Annotated in this window: 15 protein-coding genes and 1 pseudogene; 7 read left to right on the plus strand and 9 right to left on the minus strand. The window is 70.4% G+C overall.

Translation table 11 applies throughout. The features are described 5' to 3' along the window. Positions 1–24: 24 nt before the first annotated feature. Complete coding sequence (locus REH65_RS15190) at positions 25–627, minus strand: DUF2537 domain-containing protein (RefSeq protein WP_406692915.1); 603 nt, start codon at positions 625–627, stop codon at positions 25–27. Then, the gene (locus REH65_RS15195) at positions 627–1,439 is read right to left on the minus strand and encodes a TrmH family RNA methyltransferase (protein ID WP_406692916.1); all 813 of its coding nucleotides are present in this window, start codon (positions 1,437–1,439) and stop codon (positions 627–629) included. The genes REH65_RS15190 and REH65_RS15195 overlap by 1 nt, the downstream gene beginning before the upstream one ends. A 664-nt stretch (positions 1,440–2,103) precedes the next feature. On the opposite strand from REH65_RS15195, the gene REH65_RS15200 reads away from it, so the two are divergent. Together REH65_RS15200 and REH65_RS15205 are read left to right on the plus strand one after the other, a co-directional pair. Further along, on the plus strand, positions 2,104–3,600 hold the full coding sequence (locus REH65_RS15200) for a glutamate--cysteine ligase (RefSeq protein WP_406692917.1): 1,497 nt from the start codon (positions 2,104–2,106) through the stop codon (positions 3,598–3,600). An 86-nt stretch (positions 3,601–3,686) separates the two neighbouring features. Further along, positions 3,687–4,316 carry a superoxide dismutase gene (locus REH65_RS15205; protein ID WP_093415409.1) on the plus strand — a complete coding sequence of 210 codons (630 nt, stop codon included), beginning with the start codon at positions 3,687–3,689 and terminating at the stop codon, positions 4,314–4,316. Between the two features lie 189 nt (positions 4,317–4,505). On the opposite strand, the gene REH65_RS15210 is transcribed toward REH65_RS15205, so the two are convergent. The 3 genes from REH65_RS15210 to REH65_RS15220 all read right to left on the minus strand — a co-directional run bounded on the left by REH65_RS15210 (position 4,506) and on the right by REH65_RS15220 (position 7,980). After that, a complete protein-coding gene (locus REH65_RS15210) occupies positions 4,506–5,747 on the minus strand; it encodes an MFS transporter (RefSeq protein ID WP_406692918.1) in 1,242 nt (413 codons plus the stop codon). Between the two features lie 116 nt (positions 5,748–5,863). Beyond that, positions 5,864–6,298, minus strand: a complete 435-nt coding sequence (locus tag REH65_RS15215) for a MarR family winged helix-turn-helix transcriptional regulator (protein ID WP_406692919.1) — start codon at positions 6,296–6,298, stop codon at positions 5,864–5,866. A gap of 215 nt (positions 6,299–6,513) precedes the next feature. Further along, complete coding sequence (locus REH65_RS15220; protein WP_281457915.1) at positions 6,514–7,980, minus strand: NCS2 family permease; 1,467 nt, start codon at positions 7,978–7,980, stop codon at positions 6,514–6,516. A 64-nt stretch (positions 7,981–8,044) separates the two neighbouring features. Between REH65_RS15220 and REH65_RS15225 the strand changes: the two genes are divergently transcribed. Then, positions 8,045–8,344, plus strand: a complete 300-nt coding sequence (locus tag REH65_RS15225; protein WP_281457916.1) for a DUF2530 domain-containing protein — start codon at positions 8,045–8,047, stop codon at positions 8,342–8,344. Between the two features lie 13 nt (positions 8,345–8,357). Here the strand turns inward: REH65_RS15225 and REH65_RS15230 are convergent, their stop codons facing one another. Then, a complete protein-coding gene (locus tag REH65_RS15230; protein ID WP_406692920.1) occupies positions 8,358–8,978 on the minus strand; it encodes a TetR/AcrR family transcriptional regulator in 621 nt (206 codons plus the stop codon). A 96-nt stretch (positions 8,979–9,074) separates the two neighbouring features. Between REH65_RS15230 and REH65_RS15235 the strand changes: the two are divergent. Continuing rightward, positions 9,075–10,027, plus strand: a pseudogene (locus REH65_RS15235) (zinc-binding dehydrogenase). An 18-nt stretch (positions 10,028–10,045) separates the two neighbouring features. Here REH65_RS15235 and REH65_RS15240 read toward each other — a convergent pair. Further along, a complete protein-coding gene (locus tag REH65_RS15240) occupies positions 10,046–10,258 on the minus strand; it encodes a hypothetical protein (RefSeq protein ID WP_281457919.1) in 213 nt (70 codons plus the stop codon). Positions 10,259–10,366: 108 nt separating this feature from the next. Between REH65_RS15240 and REH65_RS15245 the strand changes: the two genes are divergently transcribed. Next, positions 10,367–11,206, plus strand: coding sequence for a helix-turn-helix domain-containing protein (locus REH65_RS15245; protein WP_406692921.1), 840 nt, complete (start codon positions 10,367–10,369; stop codon positions 11,204–11,206). Further along, positions 11,203–11,373 carry a DUF397 domain-containing protein gene (locus REH65_RS15250; protein WP_406692922.1) on the plus strand — a complete coding sequence of 57 codons (171 nt, stop codon included), beginning with the start codon at positions 11,203–11,205 and terminating at the stop codon, positions 11,371–11,373. The genes REH65_RS15245 and REH65_RS15250 overlap by 4 nt, the downstream gene beginning before the upstream one ends. On the opposite strand, the gene REH65_RS15255 is transcribed toward REH65_RS15250, so the two are convergent. After that, a complete protein-coding gene (locus tag REH65_RS15255; RefSeq protein ID WP_406692923.1) occupies positions 11,370–14,348 on the minus strand; it encodes an ATP-binding protein in 2,979 nt (992 codons plus the stop codon). The genes REH65_RS15250 and REH65_RS15255 overlap by 4 nt on opposite strands. Continuing rightward, positions 14,345–15,217: a DUF3027 domain-containing protein gene (locus REH65_RS15260; RefSeq protein ID WP_281457923.1), complete on the minus strand. Its 873-nt coding sequence runs from the start codon at positions 15,215–15,217 to the stop codon at positions 14,345–14,347. Before REH65_RS15260 ends, REH65_RS15255 begins: the two co-directional genes overlap by 4 nt. A gap of 180 nt (positions 15,218–15,397) precedes the next feature. Between REH65_RS15260 and REH65_RS15265 the strand changes: the two genes are divergently transcribed. Further along, a complete protein-coding gene (locus REH65_RS15265; RefSeq protein ID WP_406693169.1) occupies positions 15,398–16,198 on the plus strand; it encodes a glutaminyl-peptide cyclotransferase in 801 nt (266 codons plus the stop codon). Positions 16,199–16,274: the final 76 nt, after the last annotated feature.

The raw sequence follows: 16,274 nt of genomic DNA on the forward strand, positions 1-16,274 counted from the left end.
TCGCGGCCTGGCCGTTTCTCGTTCTCAGCCGGGTCCGAGCAGGCTGAGCAGCCCGACGATCCAGGAGATCACCAGGCCCGCCGCGGTGCCGAAGGCGACCCACCGCCAGACCGGCACGTTGCGGCCCAGCCAGATCGAGGGCGCGAACCCGGCGGCGATGGCGATGTTGACGAACAGCGCGAGAACGCCGCTGACGTCGGCCAGCCCCTGGGAGACGACGGCGAGCGTCACGGCCACGATCGCCGCGATGACCGCGCTGATCATCAGCCCGGTCCCCCACGGCGTCGGGTTCACCGGCGCGACCGGTCGCCCTCCGCGTCGGATCGCCTGAGCCGAACGCGGCCGCCCGATCTGGGCGAGCTCCCCGCTGAGCGGATCGACGTAGCCGACGCGGCCACCGGTCTCGGCGGCGAGTCGCGTCGCCAGCTGCCGTCCGCGGCGGGACACGATCTCCCCGGTCTGCGCCGACTCGCCGTTCTGCACGAGCTCGGCCACGCCGGCCCACTCGTGCAGCGCCGCGACGAGCGCCTCGGGCAGCCGCAGCCGCGCCGGGTCGTACTCGGCGCCGTCGCCGCGCACCAGCACGGCGCGTCCGGACCGCGCGTGCAGCTCCCAACCGGCGTCCATCAGGCCCCGCTCAGCGCGTGGAAGGTGATGGCCCCGGCCGTGGCGACGTTGAGCGAATCGACCCCGCCGGCCATCGGGATCCGCACCGCGACGTCAGCGGCCTCGATGGCCTCGTCGGTCAGCCCCGGGCCTTCCGACCCGAGCAGGACGGCGGTCTTCCCGCGATCCAGCCCGGCCTCGCGCAGCGGCCGGGAGTCCCCGCGCGGGGTGAGCGCGGCGATGCGGAACCCCTCCTCGCGCAGCATCTTCAGGTCGGCGGGCCAGGATTCGAGGTGGGCGAAGGGCACCCGCAGCACGTGCCCCATCGACACCCGCACGCTGCGCCGGTAGAGCGGGTCCGAGCACCCGGCGCCGAGCAGCACGCCGTCGACGCCGAGCGCGGCGGCGTTGCGGAACAGCGCCCCGAGGTTCTCGTGGTCGCCGATGCCTTCGAGCACGGCCAGCCGCTGCGCGCGGCCGATCAGCTCGGCGGGGTCGACGACCGGCGCCCGGTCGGCCACCGCGAGCACACCGCGGTTGAGGTGGAACCCGACGACGCGCGCCATCACGTCGGCGTCGGTGGCGTAGGCGGGCACGTCGAGCCCGGCGGTGGCCTCGGCCAGCTCCTCGATCCGGCGACGCACCCCGAACAACGCCCGCACCGGGTAGGGCGAGGCGAGCAACCGCTCGACCACCACCACGCCCTCGGCGATCACCAGCCCGCGCCCGCCGGGCCGGTCCGGCCTGCGGTCCGCGCGGGACAGATCGCGGAAGTCGTCGACCCGAGGATCGTCGACGTCGCTGATCTCGACCATCTCCGCCACGACGGGCATTGTCCCATCCGCACCGCGACCGCCGGTGACAGGAAGGTTCCCACGCTCCCCACGTCCGGGTCCGGCATGAGCGAGAGGTTCCCACGCACGCGCCCGCCCGCGGGGACGTGACAGGAAGGTTCCCCTGCTCGCCCGCGGCGATGGCAGGAAGGTTCCCTTCCTCCTGGCGGGGTCACGAATCGGTGGGTGAAAGGGGGCCTTGGTGTTGCGGAGTTGGGGTCGGTGACGGGAAGGGATGTGGCGTTATGCACGATTTTCGGATTCGCCTCGGTGGATTTGTTCAGACCTGCTCGTGCGGTGGTTGTGAGAACTTCGCGAGTGCCGCGCGGAAGTGGTGGGAAAGTTCTCGCCCCAACAGACGAGAGGGGCGACGCTGCGTGATGCCGGGGTCTCCGGATCACGGTGGACTGGTTGCCGTCCACTTCCGGCTCGGATTGGACCGATTGCCCGTGCGGGCAACACCGAACAGCGCGCGGGAATGCTCCCGGCGGCCCATTTCAACGCGTTTCAGCGGAGCGGGAAAGGCTGAATGCCGTGCGCGTTCGCGAGGTGGGGGCGTTGCGCGGCTGACACCGTTTTGGCCGCTGGCTCCGCAGGTGGGGATGTGTCACGGTGGTTCCCCCAGCGCTGGGCGCTGACGTGCTGCCGATAAAGGGGAGACGGCATGGGACGGCACGTGGACGATCGATCCTTCAAACCGATTGATCGGCAACGCTATCGGAACAAGATGCAACGCGGACTGGACGCCCTGGCCCGCATGCTCGCCGATGGTGAATTCTCCTTCCCCCATCAACAGATGGGGCTGGAGATGGAATTGTGCTTGGTGGACGAGCACATGCAGCCGTCGATGAACAACGTGGTGGTGCTGGAGAAAATCAGCGAGGCGATTTTCACCACCGAGCTGGGGCAGCAGAACATCGAGCTCAACGTCGAACCGCGGGTGCTCGCCGGCGACAGCGCGCTGCGCTTGGAGGAAGGCGTGCGGGCGGCGTTGCGCAGAGCCGACGCCGGGGCGCACGACGCGGGCGCGAAGATCGCAATGATCGGGTCGTTACCGACGCTGAGCAGCTTGCACTTCGACCCGTCGACGCTGACGAGCAATCCGCGCTACGCGGTGCTCAACGACCAGATCATCATGGCCCGCGGCGAGGAGATGCTGCTGGACATGGAGGGCGTTCCGCTGGCCGACGCGGGACCGGAACGGCTGCGTTCCTACGCGGATTCGATCGCGCCGGAGTCGGCGTGCACGTCGGTGCAGCTGCACCTGCAGGTGGCGCCGGAGGACTTCGCGGCGCACTGGAACGCCGCCCAGTGCCTGGCGGGCGTCCAGGTCGCGCTCGGCGCGAACTCCCCCTTCCTGCTGGGCAAGGCGCTCTGGCACGAGACGCGGATCCCGCTGTTCCTGCAGGCCACCGACACCCGTCCGACGGAGCTGCGCAACCAGGGCGTGCGGCCGAGGGTGTGGTTCGGCGAGCGGTGGATCACCTCGATCTTCGACCTGTTCGAGGAGAACGTCCGCTACTTCCCCGCGCTGCTGCCGGAACCGGAGGAAGAGGATCCGGTGGCCGCGCTGGACAACGGCCGCGCCCCGAAGCTCAACGAGCTGCGGCTGCACAACGGCACGATCTGGCGCTGGAACCGCCCGGTCTACGACCTGGTCGACGGTGTGCCGCACCTGCGGATCGAGAACCGAGTGCTGCCCGCGGGCCCGTCGGTGGTCGACATCGTGGCGAACGCGATGTTCTTCTACGGCGCGCAGCGCGCGCTGACCGAGCATGATCGTCCACTCTGGACTCAGATGTCGTTCGCGGCGGCCGAGGAGAACTTCTACGCGGGCGCCCGGCACGGCTTCGACGCGCACCTCTACTGGCCCGGTTCGGGCTGGGTGAGGCCGGACGAGCTGGTCCTGCGCCGCCTGCTGCCGATGGCCCACGAGGGCCTCGCGGCCTGCGGGGTCTCCGACGAGGCGCGCTCCCGCTACCTCGGCGTCATCGAGCAGCGGTGCCTGAACCGCCGCAACGGCGCCACCTGGCAGCGGGACGCGGTCGCGCGGCTGGAGGCCGACGGCGCGGATCGCCATGCCGCGCTGACGTCGATGCTGCGCCGCTACATCGAGCTGGCCGACAACGGCGATCCGGTGCACAGCTGGCCGGCGGGCTGACGCTCCGAGGGCACCTGTAGCCACCCTTGAGCAATTGCCATAGGGTGGCAACAACCAGATGGTGTCGACTACGGAGGGAGACCCCGGTGCCCGAGTACGTGCTGCCGGAGTTGGACTACGACTACGCGGCGTTGGAGCCGGCGATCTCCGGGGAGATCAACGAGCTGCACCACAGCAAGCACCACGCCACCTACGTCAAGGGCGCGAACGACACGATCGACAAGATCGCCGAGGCGCGCGACAAGGGCGACTTTTCCTCGATCGTCGGCCTGGAGACCACGCTGGCGTTCAACCTCGCGGGGCACTCGATGCACCTGGTGTGGTGGAAGATCCTGTCCCCGAACGGCGGCGACAAGCCGACGGGCGAGCTGGCGGCGGCCATCGACCAGGACTTCGGCTCGTTCGACAAGTTCCGCGCCCAGATGGAGGCGGTGTCGACCACGATCCAGGGCAACGGCTGGGGCGTGCTGGCGTGGGACCCGGTCGGTCAGCGGCTGATCACCCAGCAGCTGCGCGACCACCACTCCAACCTGTCGATCGCCACCACTCCCCTGCTGGTGTTCGACATCTGGGAGCACGCCTACTACCTGCAGTACCGCAACGTGAAGGCGGACTACGTCAAGCAGCTGTGGAACGTCGTCAACTGGGACGAGGTCGCCAAGCGCTTCGACGACGCCCGCAAGGGCCTCAACGGCCTGCGCCTGCCCACGGCCTGACGCGATTTCAATGGAAATCGGGCACCCGACTTCCGTTGAAATCGTGGGCCCCGGCTCGGCGGTGAGTGCTCCGACAAGTTCTTGCCGCCGGTAATGATCGAGCCCCGGTCTCCCGAAGGAGGCCGGGGCTCGATCTGTTCCCGAACTGACTACCGCTCCCACCACGAAGCGGACATGTATTAGGTTAGCCTAACCTTGTGGCTGGATCAACCCCTTCTTGCGCTGCTGAGACAGCACGAGAGCGCCTCCGACCGCGGCGGCCAACGAGAGCAGGCCACCGAGCAGCACCGGCCAGCGCGGCCCGAAGACCTCCGCCAGCCAACCCGAGGCGAGACCGCCGAGCGGCTTGCCCCCCATGAACAGCAACATGTAGAGGCCCATCACGCGACCTCGCATCGTCGGCTCGACGGCCAGCTGCACGGTCGAGTTCGCACTGGTCGTGAAGGTCATGACCGCGACGCCCATCGGGACCAGCGTCGCCGCGAACAGCCAGTAGGACGGCATGACCCCGGCCAGCGCCTCCAGCGCCCCGAACACCCCGGCGCCGACCAGCATCAGCCGCAGCCGGGAGCCGGGCCGGGCGCTGCGGCGGGCGGCCAGCGTCGCGCCGGTCAGCGTGCCCACGGCCAGCATCGTGATGAGCATGCCGTAGCCGTCGGCGTCGTGGTGGAACACGTTGCGGGCGATCACCGCGAAGGTGCTCTCGAAGTTCATCCCGAAGGTGCCGATGCAGAACACCAGCACCAGCACGACGACCAGGTCCGGGCGGCCGCGCACGTAGCGCAGGCCCGCCCGGAGCTGACCTCGTTCCTTGCCCACTGCCTTGGCGCGGTGCAGCAGGGCGGTGTCCATCAGCAGCAGACCGGCGACCACGGCCACCGAGCTCAGCCCGTTGACCAGGAACACCCATCCGGTGCCGACGGCGGTGATGGCGACGCCGGCGATCGCAGGCCCGACGATGCGGGCCAGGTTGAAGGTCATGGAGTTCAGCGCGACGGCGTTGGTCAGTTGCGCGGGACCGACCATCTCCACCACGAAGGACTGCCGCACCGGCGCGTTCACCGCCGAGAAGCATCCGAGCACGAAGCACAGCACGTAGACGTGCCAGAGGGCGACGATCCCGGTCACGTCGAGCGTCCCCAGCGCGAAGCCGCAGAGGCCCAGGGCGCTTTGCGTGACGATCAGGATCCGGCGCTTGTCGAACCGGTCGGCGAACACCCCCGCCCACAGCGTGAGCGCGAGGGTGGGGAGGAACTGCAGCGCCACGGCCAGACCGAGCGCGGCCGGGCTTCCACCGGAGAGCTCCAGGACGAGCCAGTCCTGCGCGGCCCGCTGCATCCAGGTCCCGGTCAGCGAGACGACCTGCCCGGACGCGTAGTAGCGGTAGTTGCGCTCGCGCAGCGAGCGGAACATCCCTCCGCCGGCGTCCACTTCCCGATCCGTCGCGGACCGCGTCTGCCGGTTGACCGGGTCTTCGGCGTCCTCGTCTTCCGCAGACCTTCGAACTTGGTCAACCACGCTTCCGCGAACCGCCTCTCAGCTCTCGCTCATCGACTGGCCAGCCGGTCGATGATCTCGGAGGCGCGGGACAGCACCTCCAGCTCTTCCGCGTCGAGCTCCGCGAGGTGCTGGTCGAGCCATCGCTCGCGGATGGTGACTTCCTCTTCCACTCGGGCGGCACCGGGCTCGGTCACCTCGACGATGGCCTGCCGGCCGTCGGTGGGGTGCGGTCGCCGGACCACCAGACCGTTCTCCTCCAGCGCCGCGATGACCCGGGTCATCGAGGGAGGCTGGACACCTTCCTTGGACGCCAGCTCTCCCGGCGTCATGGAACCGGCCTTGTGCAGGCAGGACAGGGCTGACAGCTGGGACAGCGTGAGGGCCGAATCGGCCCGCTGCGCGCGCAACCGCCGGTTCAGGCGAACGACCGCGAGCCGCAGGCGGCTTGCCAGGGTGCGTTCGCGCTCCGCGATATCGGACACGTCGTTAGTCTACCAAACTATCTCGGGAATTCGGACAAACTGATCAGACGACCAGTGGTCGCATACCTTAGCCAGCGGATGCCTCCGAACGGAGCATTTGACGTGAACATGGCTCACAGCGCCAAAAGGTCAGGCCACAACCCGTGCCCGAAGCGCGAAAAAGAGGCACTCGCGTCCGAGTTTTCCTGGACGCGAGTGCCTCTTTCGGCAGTGGTTCAGACCCCGAGCACCGAGCTCAGCGGGCCGGAGGCGAAGTACAGGACGAAGGCGGCCGCCACGACCCACATCAGCGGGTGCACCTCGCGGGCCTTGCCGGTGAAGGTCCGCAGCAGCACGTAGCTGACGAACCCGGCACCGATGCCGTTGGCGATCGAGTACGTGAACGGCATGACCGCGATGGTCAGGAACGCAGGCAGCGCGACCGTGAAGTCCGACAGGTCGATCTGGCGGATCTGCGCGAGCATCATCGCGCCCACCACGACCAGCGCCGGAGCCGCGGCCTCCACCGGGATCACCTGGTAGAGCGGGGTCAGGAACATCGCCGCCAGGAACAGCGCACCGGTGACCACGTTGGCCAGACCGGTGCGCGCGCCCTCGGCGATGCCCGAAGCCGACTCCACGAAGACCGTGTTGGAGCTCGCCGAGCCCACACCACCGGCCACCGCGCCCAGGCCCTCGACGGCCAGCGCCTTGCCGATGCCCGGGAGGTTGCCCTTCTCGTCGGTGAGCTCGCCCTCCTTGCCGAGGCCGGTCATCGTGCCCATCGCGTCGAAGAAGTTCGCCAGGACCAGCGTGAACACCAGCATCGCGGCGGCCAGCGCGGGCAGCCGGGTGAAGGCGCCGAAGGAGATGTCGCCGACCAGCGACAGGTCCGGCATCCCGGCGATCTGCTCCGGCAGCGCCGGGTAGCCCAGGTTCCAGCCGGTCTGACCGGAGTCGCTGGAGGAACCGGCGTGGAAGACCGACTCGACGATGATCGACAGGACGGTGGTGACCACGACGCTGATCAGGATGCCGCCGCGCACCTTGCGGGCCACCAGGATGGAGGTCAGCACCAGGCCGAAGACGAACACCGCGGTCGGCCAGGAGGCGATCGAGCCGTCGATCCCCAGGCCCACCGGAACGGTGGTGTCGGCCGCGTCCGGCAGGCGCCGCACGAACCCGGCGTCGACCAGACCGACGAAGGTGATGAACAGACCGATGCCGACCGCGATCGCGGCCTTGAGATCGGCGGGCACCGCGTTGAACACGGCGGTGCGGAACCCGGTCGCGACCAGGATCAGGATGACGATGCCGTCGACGACCACCAGACCCATCGCCTCGGGCCAGGTCACCTGCGGCGCGATCGTCACGGCCAGCAGGGTGTTGATGCCCAGGCCGGTGGCGATGGCGAACGGGTAGTTGGCGATCAGTCCGAACAGGATCGTCATCACGCCGGCGACCAGCGCCGTGGCGGCCGCGACCTGCGGGATCGGCAGGATGTTGCCCAGCACGTCGTGCTTGGCCCCGGCGTCGCTCGGCGAATCGCTGCCGAGGATCAGCGGGTTGAGCACGATGATGTAGGCGACGGTCACGAAGGTGACCAGGCCACCTCGCACCTCTCGACCCACGCTGGATCCGCGCTCACTGATCTTGAAGTAGCGATCCAGCAGCGAGGTCTTGCTCTCGGTTCTCTCCACCATACGAAACTTTCCCATCACGGTGGCCTATGCGCGGGCCGTTGTTACCGGGAGTAGCCTGCCTGACGTGGTACAAGACGGCGAACGCGCCCCCTCCGAGGCAGATCACCGGCCGGTCCCCTCGCTGCCGCGCAGGCTGGCGGACCCGACGCCGGTGGTCCTGTTCGGCACCTTCCTGTGGTTCGCGGGCGCGGTGCTGTTCGGTTGGCGCGACCTCGTCGACGGCACCTTCGACATCCAGTTCTTCAGCTGCGTCGCGGGAACGACGCTGGGCATCATCGGCTACGGCGTCTTCCGCTGGCAACGCAGCGCCGCCCGTCGAGGCTCCCGAGGCTCCTGGCAGGGCCTCTCGGGCCTGGACACCTGACTTCTCCCCCGAATCACGAGAGCCGGGCCACCTCACCGATGAGGCTCGGGCACCGGGGAAGCGCCCCGTTGCCGCTGTCGGCGCGGAACGCGTCCAGCGCCAGCGCGGCGAAGCGACGGGCCGCGGCCGTCCGCACCTCAGGGCTCGTCGACGACAGACCGCGGCCCGCCAGCAGGACGAGCACCAGGTCGTCGACGCTGAAATCGGTTCGCAGACTCCCCTCCCGCTTCGCCCGCGCGGCGAGCGCCTCCAGCTGACGCAGCACGGCGGAGCGGTGGCGGGCGAACAGCGACGTCCGGCCTCCGGCCGACATGTAGGCGTCGACGAACCCCCTGTTCCGCGCGTTGAGCACGCTCAGACCCTCGATCACGGTCGTCAGACCTCGCCAGGGATCCGGGTCGGCGCAACCGTCTTCGACGATCTGCCGGCACGCGCGCAGTTCATCGGCGAACGCAGCGTCGACCAGCACCTGCTTCGTCGGGAACCGCCGGTAGAGGGTCGCGGGCCCCACGCCCGCGTGCCGGGCCACGTCGCGCATCGAGATCCCCAAGCCCCGCTCGGAGAGCAGCTCGCGAGCCGTGCCGAGGATCCGATCGCGGTTCTCCCGCGCGTCCGCGCGGAGGTTCTGAGTCACTTCTCCCGCCTTCGTTCTCACTTCCGCTAAGCGGACGCCGGCGTCCACTACTGTCCGGACTGTACCCCTCAGCAAGGCGTTGAACAGGAGGAACAGATGCGCGCGGTGGTGATCGAGCGGTTCGGTGACCCGTCCGGGATGACGGTGCGCGAGGTGCCGGACCCGGTCCCAGCACCCGGTGAGGTCGTGGTCCGGACCGAGGCGATCGGCGTCGGTGGGGTCGATGCCGTGATCCGCCGCGGCACGCTCGGCGGCCTCGGGTTCGCCGAGGGGTTGATCCCGGGCAGCGAGGTCGCCGGTGTGGTCGAGGACCTCGGAGACGGCGTCGATCGGACGTGGCTCGGGCGGCGCGTGTGGGCCTTCACCGGGACGAGCGGCGGCTACGCGGAACGAGCCGCTGCCCGCGTCGAGGACATCACCGCACTCCCCGACGCACTCCCCGCCGTCGACGCCGCAACCCTGGGCAGTTCGGCCGGAGTCGCGCACTTCGCGCTCGATCGCGCTCGTTTCGCCTCCGGTGAGTCGGTGCTGGTGCGGGGCGCGGCGGGCAGCATCGGGATCGCGGCCGTCGAGCTCGCCGCCCGAGGCGGGGCGAGCACCGTCGCGGTCACCACGTCCTCGCCGGAGCGCGGCGAACGGCTCCGCGGGCTCGGTGCGACGCGAGTGCTGGACCGGGGTGGAAACGGAGAACCCGGCGACTTCGACGTGATCATCGACGTGGTCGGCGGTGACGGGACGCCGGAATTCCTCGACCGCCTCGCTCCCAACGGCCGCATGGTCGCCGTCGGCGTGATCGCCGGGATGCCTCCGCCGATTTCGGAGCGCGGCTCCTGCGGTCCTTCCAGCAGTCGCGGTCGTTCGCGACCCTCAGCCTCGACAGCGTCCCGCTCGACGAGCGCAGCGCCGTCCGCTCCCGGCAGTTCGACGCCGCCGTCCGAGGCCACCTGCACCCCGTCGTGCACGACGTTCTGAGGCTGGATCAAGCGGCCGAAGCGCACGAGCAGATGGACGCGGGAACGGTTTTCGGCAGAATCGTCCTCAGGCCGTGAGAATCGCGTCGAGCTTTCTCACGGATTTTCCTTGAGGATTTTCCAGCAGGTGTTGCAGGTGGGTTCGATGATCCAGTCGATCTCCGTGGCGTCGTGCAGGCGCGCGGCCTGAGCTTCCGCGCCGCAGTGGGATTTCACCTGGTCATCGAGGCTCTCTCGGAGCGCTGAGGCCGGGAAGGCGTGGCGGCCTCCGGGGATGGGGCGCCAGATGTGGGTGAGGTATTCCGTCATTTCTCCTCCTTGGTCGAGGACATGAGATCGTCCCAGCGATCGAGGAGGCAATCTCGTTCATTAGATTGTGTAATGGTGTCGTCTCAGGCCCTGAAATAGATTCTGCGTATGACAACTGCACGTGCCCGGGGATTGGGCGTGGAGATCCGGCGGCTCAGGAAGGACGCCGGGCTGCGGCTGGAGGAGCTGGCCGAGGTGTGCGGCTGGTCGCGGGCGACGTTCGGACGCATCGAGTCCGGCGAGAAGGTCCCGACCGGCATCGAGATCGCGATCATCCTGGGCGCGCTCGGCATCCGGGGCAACGAGCGCAAGCGCCTCCTGGAACTCGCCCACGACGCGCATCAGAAGCACTGGTGGGCGGTCAGCCGTCCGGGTTTGCCATCTCACCTCATCTCACTGCTGGAATTCGAGCAGCGAGCCACGAAGATCACCGACGTGTCGCCCGGATTCGTCCCGGGACTGCTGCAGACCGCCGACTACGCCCGAGCGGTCATGCGCAACGGCGGCCTGGACGAAGACGTCGTCGAATCGAGGGTTTCGCTGCGCATCGGCAGGCAGCGCCTGCTGACCAGGGCGAAACCGGTTGAGCTGCACGCCTTGCTGGACGAGTCGATCCTCTGGCGACCGGTCGGCGGTCACCGCGTGATGGCCGGGCAGTTGCGCCACATAGCGCGGATGAGCAGGTACGACCACGTCACCGTGCAGGTCGTGCCCTTCAGCGCGGGAGTCCACTGGGCGTTGTACGGCAGCGTGCTGATCCAGGAGTTCGCGAGGCAACGGCCGATCGTCTACCTCGAACAACGCCGATCAGGATTGTTCCTCGACGAACCCGAAGAGATCTATCCGTTTCTCGAAACCGCTACTAACGTGGCGGAAATGGCGCTGTGCCCAGCGGATTCCGCGAGCCTCGTCCTGGCTCGCGCGGAAGCGATGGAGGTGGACGGGTGATCGACGACTGGCGCACATCCAGCCACAGCGGCCAAGAGGGCAACTGCGTCGAGGTCGGCTGGAGTGCTGACCAGGTCGGGGTCCGGGACACCAAGGACCGCGACGGAGGCACGCTCCGCTTCGAAACCGAAGTCTGGGAGCGCTTCCTGCGGTCGCTGAGCGATTAGCGCAGCAGGGTCGTGGCTTCCGGGTCGGCGAGCAGCGCTGCCAGGGCGAAGCGCTGCGGCCAGGCGTTCGCCGCCCACGCCAGGGCTCGGGCGAGACCGTCCGGGGTGCGTTCGGCGTGGACCTTGCCGTTGGGCTCGACCCACCAGTGGACCTGGTGCTCGCCCGTCGACGCCTGGACGCGCAGCTTGTCGTGCAGCGCGATCTCGCCGTCCGGGACGTCGATGCCCAGCAGCTCGCAACCCGACGGGACGCGGGCGACCTCCGACCAGCGCTGCACGCGGCCCGGGTCCGGGACGCGCAGCGTGTTCTCCTCCGAGGCCAGCGGCAGGTCCAGCAGCTCGGCGAGCGCCTCGGCGTCGAACTGCTCCGGGCTGCCACCGGCGATGACCAGCGGGGCCTCCAGGACGCCGAGCATCCACGGCTCGTCCAGCACCACGGCGCGGCCGGTGCTGACCACCGCGCCCGAGACCGAGCGGACCATCTCCGGCGGCTCCAGGTCGGAGGCGTCCACGACCCCCGCGGCGACCGCCTCCGACAGCACCTGGTGCGCGCGCAGCGCCGTGCCCGCGCGGATCGCGCGGTCCGGGTCGCCGAGGCGCTCCAGCAGGTCCTCGGCGTCGTCGCCGTCGTCGATGCGCAGCTCGGCGCGGACACCGGCCAGCCGCAGCGCCTCGACGCCGAGATCCACGTCCGGGACCGGGTCGTAGACGCCCGTGAGCTCGTCGGCCCCGGGAAGCCGCCAGTGCCGCGGCGGGTGTCCCTCGATCAGCGCGAACCGGGAGATCCACCAAGCCGAGTAGCCGTGCGGCTCGCGGAGCGCGCGCAACGTGTCCGGGTCGCGGGTGAGCAGGCTGATCGCGGCCGGCCAGGCGTCGTCGGCGACCAGGTCGAGATCGCGGATGCCGACGAACCGCGGCGGCGGCCACTCCTCGGGCCGGTCGGCCTCCTGCTCGGCCCACCACTGCCGCGCGTTCGGGAACCGGTCGTCGGCCTCCACCGGATCGTCCTCGACGAACACGCCGAACCCGTCCAGAACGCCGATCGAGGTCAGCAGCTCCGTGGGCCAGCGCTGGGCGACCTCGTCGTCGAGCACCGACAGCGGGGCGCCCTCGCCGAGGTGCTCGGTGTCGATGACCGTCAGCAGCGCGGCCTCCGGCAGCAGCAGCTCGTCGGCTCGCCGGAAGTCGCCCTCGTCGTCGGGCAGCGCCAGCGCACCCAGCCAGTCGCGCGGGTGGGACTCCTCGACCAGCCGCAGCACGGCCTCGGCCAGAGGGCCCACGTCGACGCCGGTCAGCGCGTCGGAGACGCTGCTGCGCACGGCTTCGGCCAGGGGCGGGGCGTCGAGCAGCTCGGCCGGTCCGGCCGGGTGCGCGCCCAGCTTCTCCAGCAGCGCGTGGGTGGCCTCGGGGTGGGCGATGCGCAGCCCCGAGATGTCCAGGGCGGACAGCAGCGCGGCCGGGTCGAGGTCGCGTTCCGGGCGGCTCAGCAGCACGTCCCGCACGCCGTTGACGGTGCGGCCGTCGGCCAGCGGCACCGGCAGCGCGGTGAACTCCTCGCGCGCCTGCGGATCGGCCTCGGCCACCGGGGCCAGCGCGTCGTAGAGCCGGTACCACCAGCGCGGTTCGCGGCTCAGGCCGGTGACGGCCTCGACGATCTCGGCGGCGCCGAGCCTGCGGACCTCCAGCGCGTGCAGCGAGCGGCGGTGCCGGGCGTCGGAGAGCTCCGGGGCCAGCAGACCGGGCACGACGTCTTCGAGCAGCTCCACCAGCTCCGGCGAGACCTGCTCCAGCGCGCGGGCCTCCAGCGGCGCGACCGGCTTGTCGCCCGCCCCGGGCAGCCAGGCCGAGACGCGCAGCCGGTCGTTGACGCCCTGCCGCAGCTTGTCGTCCACATCGGACAGCGGGAATCCCGGCAACGGCACCAGGGCCGTGCGGTGCGGGCCGGGCAGCTTGTCCACCAGCGCCGGGTAGCACTCGGCGGCGAAGGTCAGGACCTCGTCGGTCGCGGGCGAGGCCGCGGCGCGCCTCCGGTCGGCCTCGACCGGCACGCTCGCCAGCAGCCGCGCGGGCAGCGACAGGCGCTCCTCGGTCGGGGTCGGGGTGTGCAGCACGTCCTCGGCCAGCGGGATCGGCAGGCCCTCGGAATCCAGCGGAACGGCCCACGTGACCTGCCAGTGCGCGGCCGAACGGCTCTCCGCGCCCAGCCCGGACAGCACCGACTGGCTCAGCGCGCCCGACGTCCGGTGCACCAGCCAGCGGTCGCTGCGCACCGGTCCGCGCACCACGACGCGATCGACGTCCTCGTCATCGCGCTGCCAGGTCTGGCGGCCGATGCGGATCTCGGTCAGCGCGGGCAGCGACAGCAGCAGGCCCGGGGCCTGGTCGGCGAAGGAGTCCAGCAGCGCCGTCGCGTCCACATCGGAGCGCAGCGGCAGCCGGACCTCGGTGGTGAAGCCCCCCGGCGGGGTGCCGTCGACCTCCCACGGCAGCCGCAGCACCGGCACGGCGCCCTCGCGGCGGGACAGCTCCTCGGCCGGTCCGGGCAGCTGCGCGGCGGCCTCGCGGGTGCGCTCGGCGGAGAACGCCACACCACCCGACGTAGAGAGCACGCTGGGCGCCTCGGACACCGCGAGCACCGCGGCGAACCCGACGCCGAACCGGCCGACCGACGCGCCTTCCCGCTTGGCGGACGCGCGCAGCGAGGCCAGCGCGGCCACGCCCTCGGCGGTCAACGGGGCTCCGGTGTTGGCCACCCGCAGCTCGTCACCGACGAGCTCCACGCTCAGGACGCCGTCGGAACCGGCGGCGTCGGCGGCGTTCTGGGCGAGCTCGACCAGCAGGCGGTCGCGGTAGCCGCCGAGGCGCAGGTCCTCCTCGGCGTTGGCGTCCTCCCGGAACCGGGTCGGGGAGGACTCCCAGGACTGCAGCACGGCACGCCGCAGTCCGGCCGCGCCGAAGCGGTCCGGCTCGTTCACCCGCGCTCCGTGCCGCGCGGTTCGAACTCCAGCGTGGCGTCGTCGTAGACGATCTCGGCGACCGGAACCGTGGACGAGACGTCCACGTCGACCTCGGAGTGCGCGCCGCAACCGAACTCGACGCTGACCACGCGGCCGTCGGCCGGGGCGAACTCGTTGGCGCAGACGCCGAACGCGCTGCCCATCGAACCCGACAGCTTCAGGAAGAAACCGCAGGTCCCGCAGGCCGCGGGCGCGAGCTTGGCGGTGTCGGCGCGCGGGCCGAAGTCACCGGAGTGCCAGCGCTCGGCGGCGTCGGTGCGGCCCTCGAAGCTGAGCACCCGCTTGCGGCCGAGACCGACCTCCTTGGCGACGTCGGCGAACTGCTCGTCGTCGCTGGTCAGGTGGCCCGGGGCCAGCCGCGGGTCGTCCGGGCTCGTCGGCAGCAGATCACCCGCGCCGAGGTCACCGGGCTGGACGCGGTCGCGCCACGGAACCCAGTCCGGCGCGGTCAGCGCCGACGGACCGGGCAGCAGCACGACCTCGCTGACCGTGACCGGCTCGCCCGCGCCGACGCTGGCGACCGTCACGGCCCAGCGCCAGCCGACGTAGCCGGGGTAGTTCGACTCGAAGTAGTGCGTGACCGCGTTCGGGCCCTCGGGCTCGACGCCGACGTGCGCACCGACCGGGGACGTCGTGCTGTCGGCGACGTCGCCTTCGGTGGTGTCCAGGGTCAGCACCGGCGAACCGATCGGGTCGTCGCCGGGGCGAGCCTCGTCCTCCGCCGCGGCTCGGGCGACGTCCTCGGCCGCCGCGAGCTCCGGGTTCAACGGCTCGGCGGCAGGCTGCCCGGCGTCGTCGTACGGGGCATCCGCGCCTGGGCTGGTCATCGGAGCAGGCATAGGCGTCACATGCTCGATTGTGCCGTACGCGCTCCGCGCCGCAGTCGGCTGTGTCTCCGCCGAGGCCGTCGGACCGCTGATCCGGAGCGGAGTGGCACTCGGAGTGACCGGGCGTGTCAAGCTTTCGGGGTGCGACTTGCTCACACTGGCCGTCTCTTGTGCGGAGTGCTGCTCACCATCGGACTCGGCGTTGCGTGCTCGGCGCAGGTACCAGCGCAGCACGACGGCCAGCACGACCGCGAGCAAACCGATCAGGGCGTTGGGCACGCGGGAAGCCTGCCACACCTTCGAGTCGAGGTGATCAACGTGCTCCCGCACGACCGCTCCTCGTTCACTCAGGGCTTGGAAATCGCCGACGGCACCCTCTACGAAGGCACCGGCCTGCGCGGCTCCTCGGTGCTGCGCGCCGGCGATCCGCAGGGCGGCGCGGCGCGGCACGAGGTACGGCTGCCTGCCGAGTTCTTCGGTGAGGGGATCACCGTCACGGGTGACCGTATCTGGCAGCTCACCTGGCAGGAAGGGGTTGCGTTCGAGCGCGATCGGGCGACCCTGCGGGAACTGCGCCGAGTGGAGTACCCGGGTGAGGGCTGGGGCCTGTGCTTCGACGGGAACCGGCTGGTGATGAGCGACGGCAGCGACCGGTTGACCTTCCGCGACCCGGCGACGTTCGCCCAGGTCGGTGAGGTGCCGGTGACCCGCGAGGGCTCGCAGGTGGAGGAGCTCAACGAGCTGGAGTGCGCGGGCGGCCAGGTGTGGGCGAACGTGTGGGGCAGCGACGAGATCATGCGGATCGATCCGGCGAACGGGCAGGTCACGGCCGTCGTGGACGCCGAGGGGCTGCTGCCGCCGGAGCAGCGGGCCGGTGCCGACGTGCTCAACGGGATCGCGGCAGTGCCGGGTACCGACGAGTTCCTGCTGACCGGGAAGAACTGGCCGTCGATGTTCCGCGTGCGGTTCGTGCCCGAGTGAATCGATCACTCGCAGGGGTGATCTAGCCCGCATTTTCGTAGCCTGATCGTGTCCAGCTGTATTTTTCGGCGGCTTT

Source organism: Saccharopolyspora sp. ID03-671 (genome assembly GCF_045278815.1).
In the GTDB taxonomy this organism is placed as follows: Bacteria; Actinomycetota; Actinomycetes; order Mycobacteriales; family Pseudonocardiaceae; genus Saccharopolyspora; species Saccharopolyspora ipomoeae.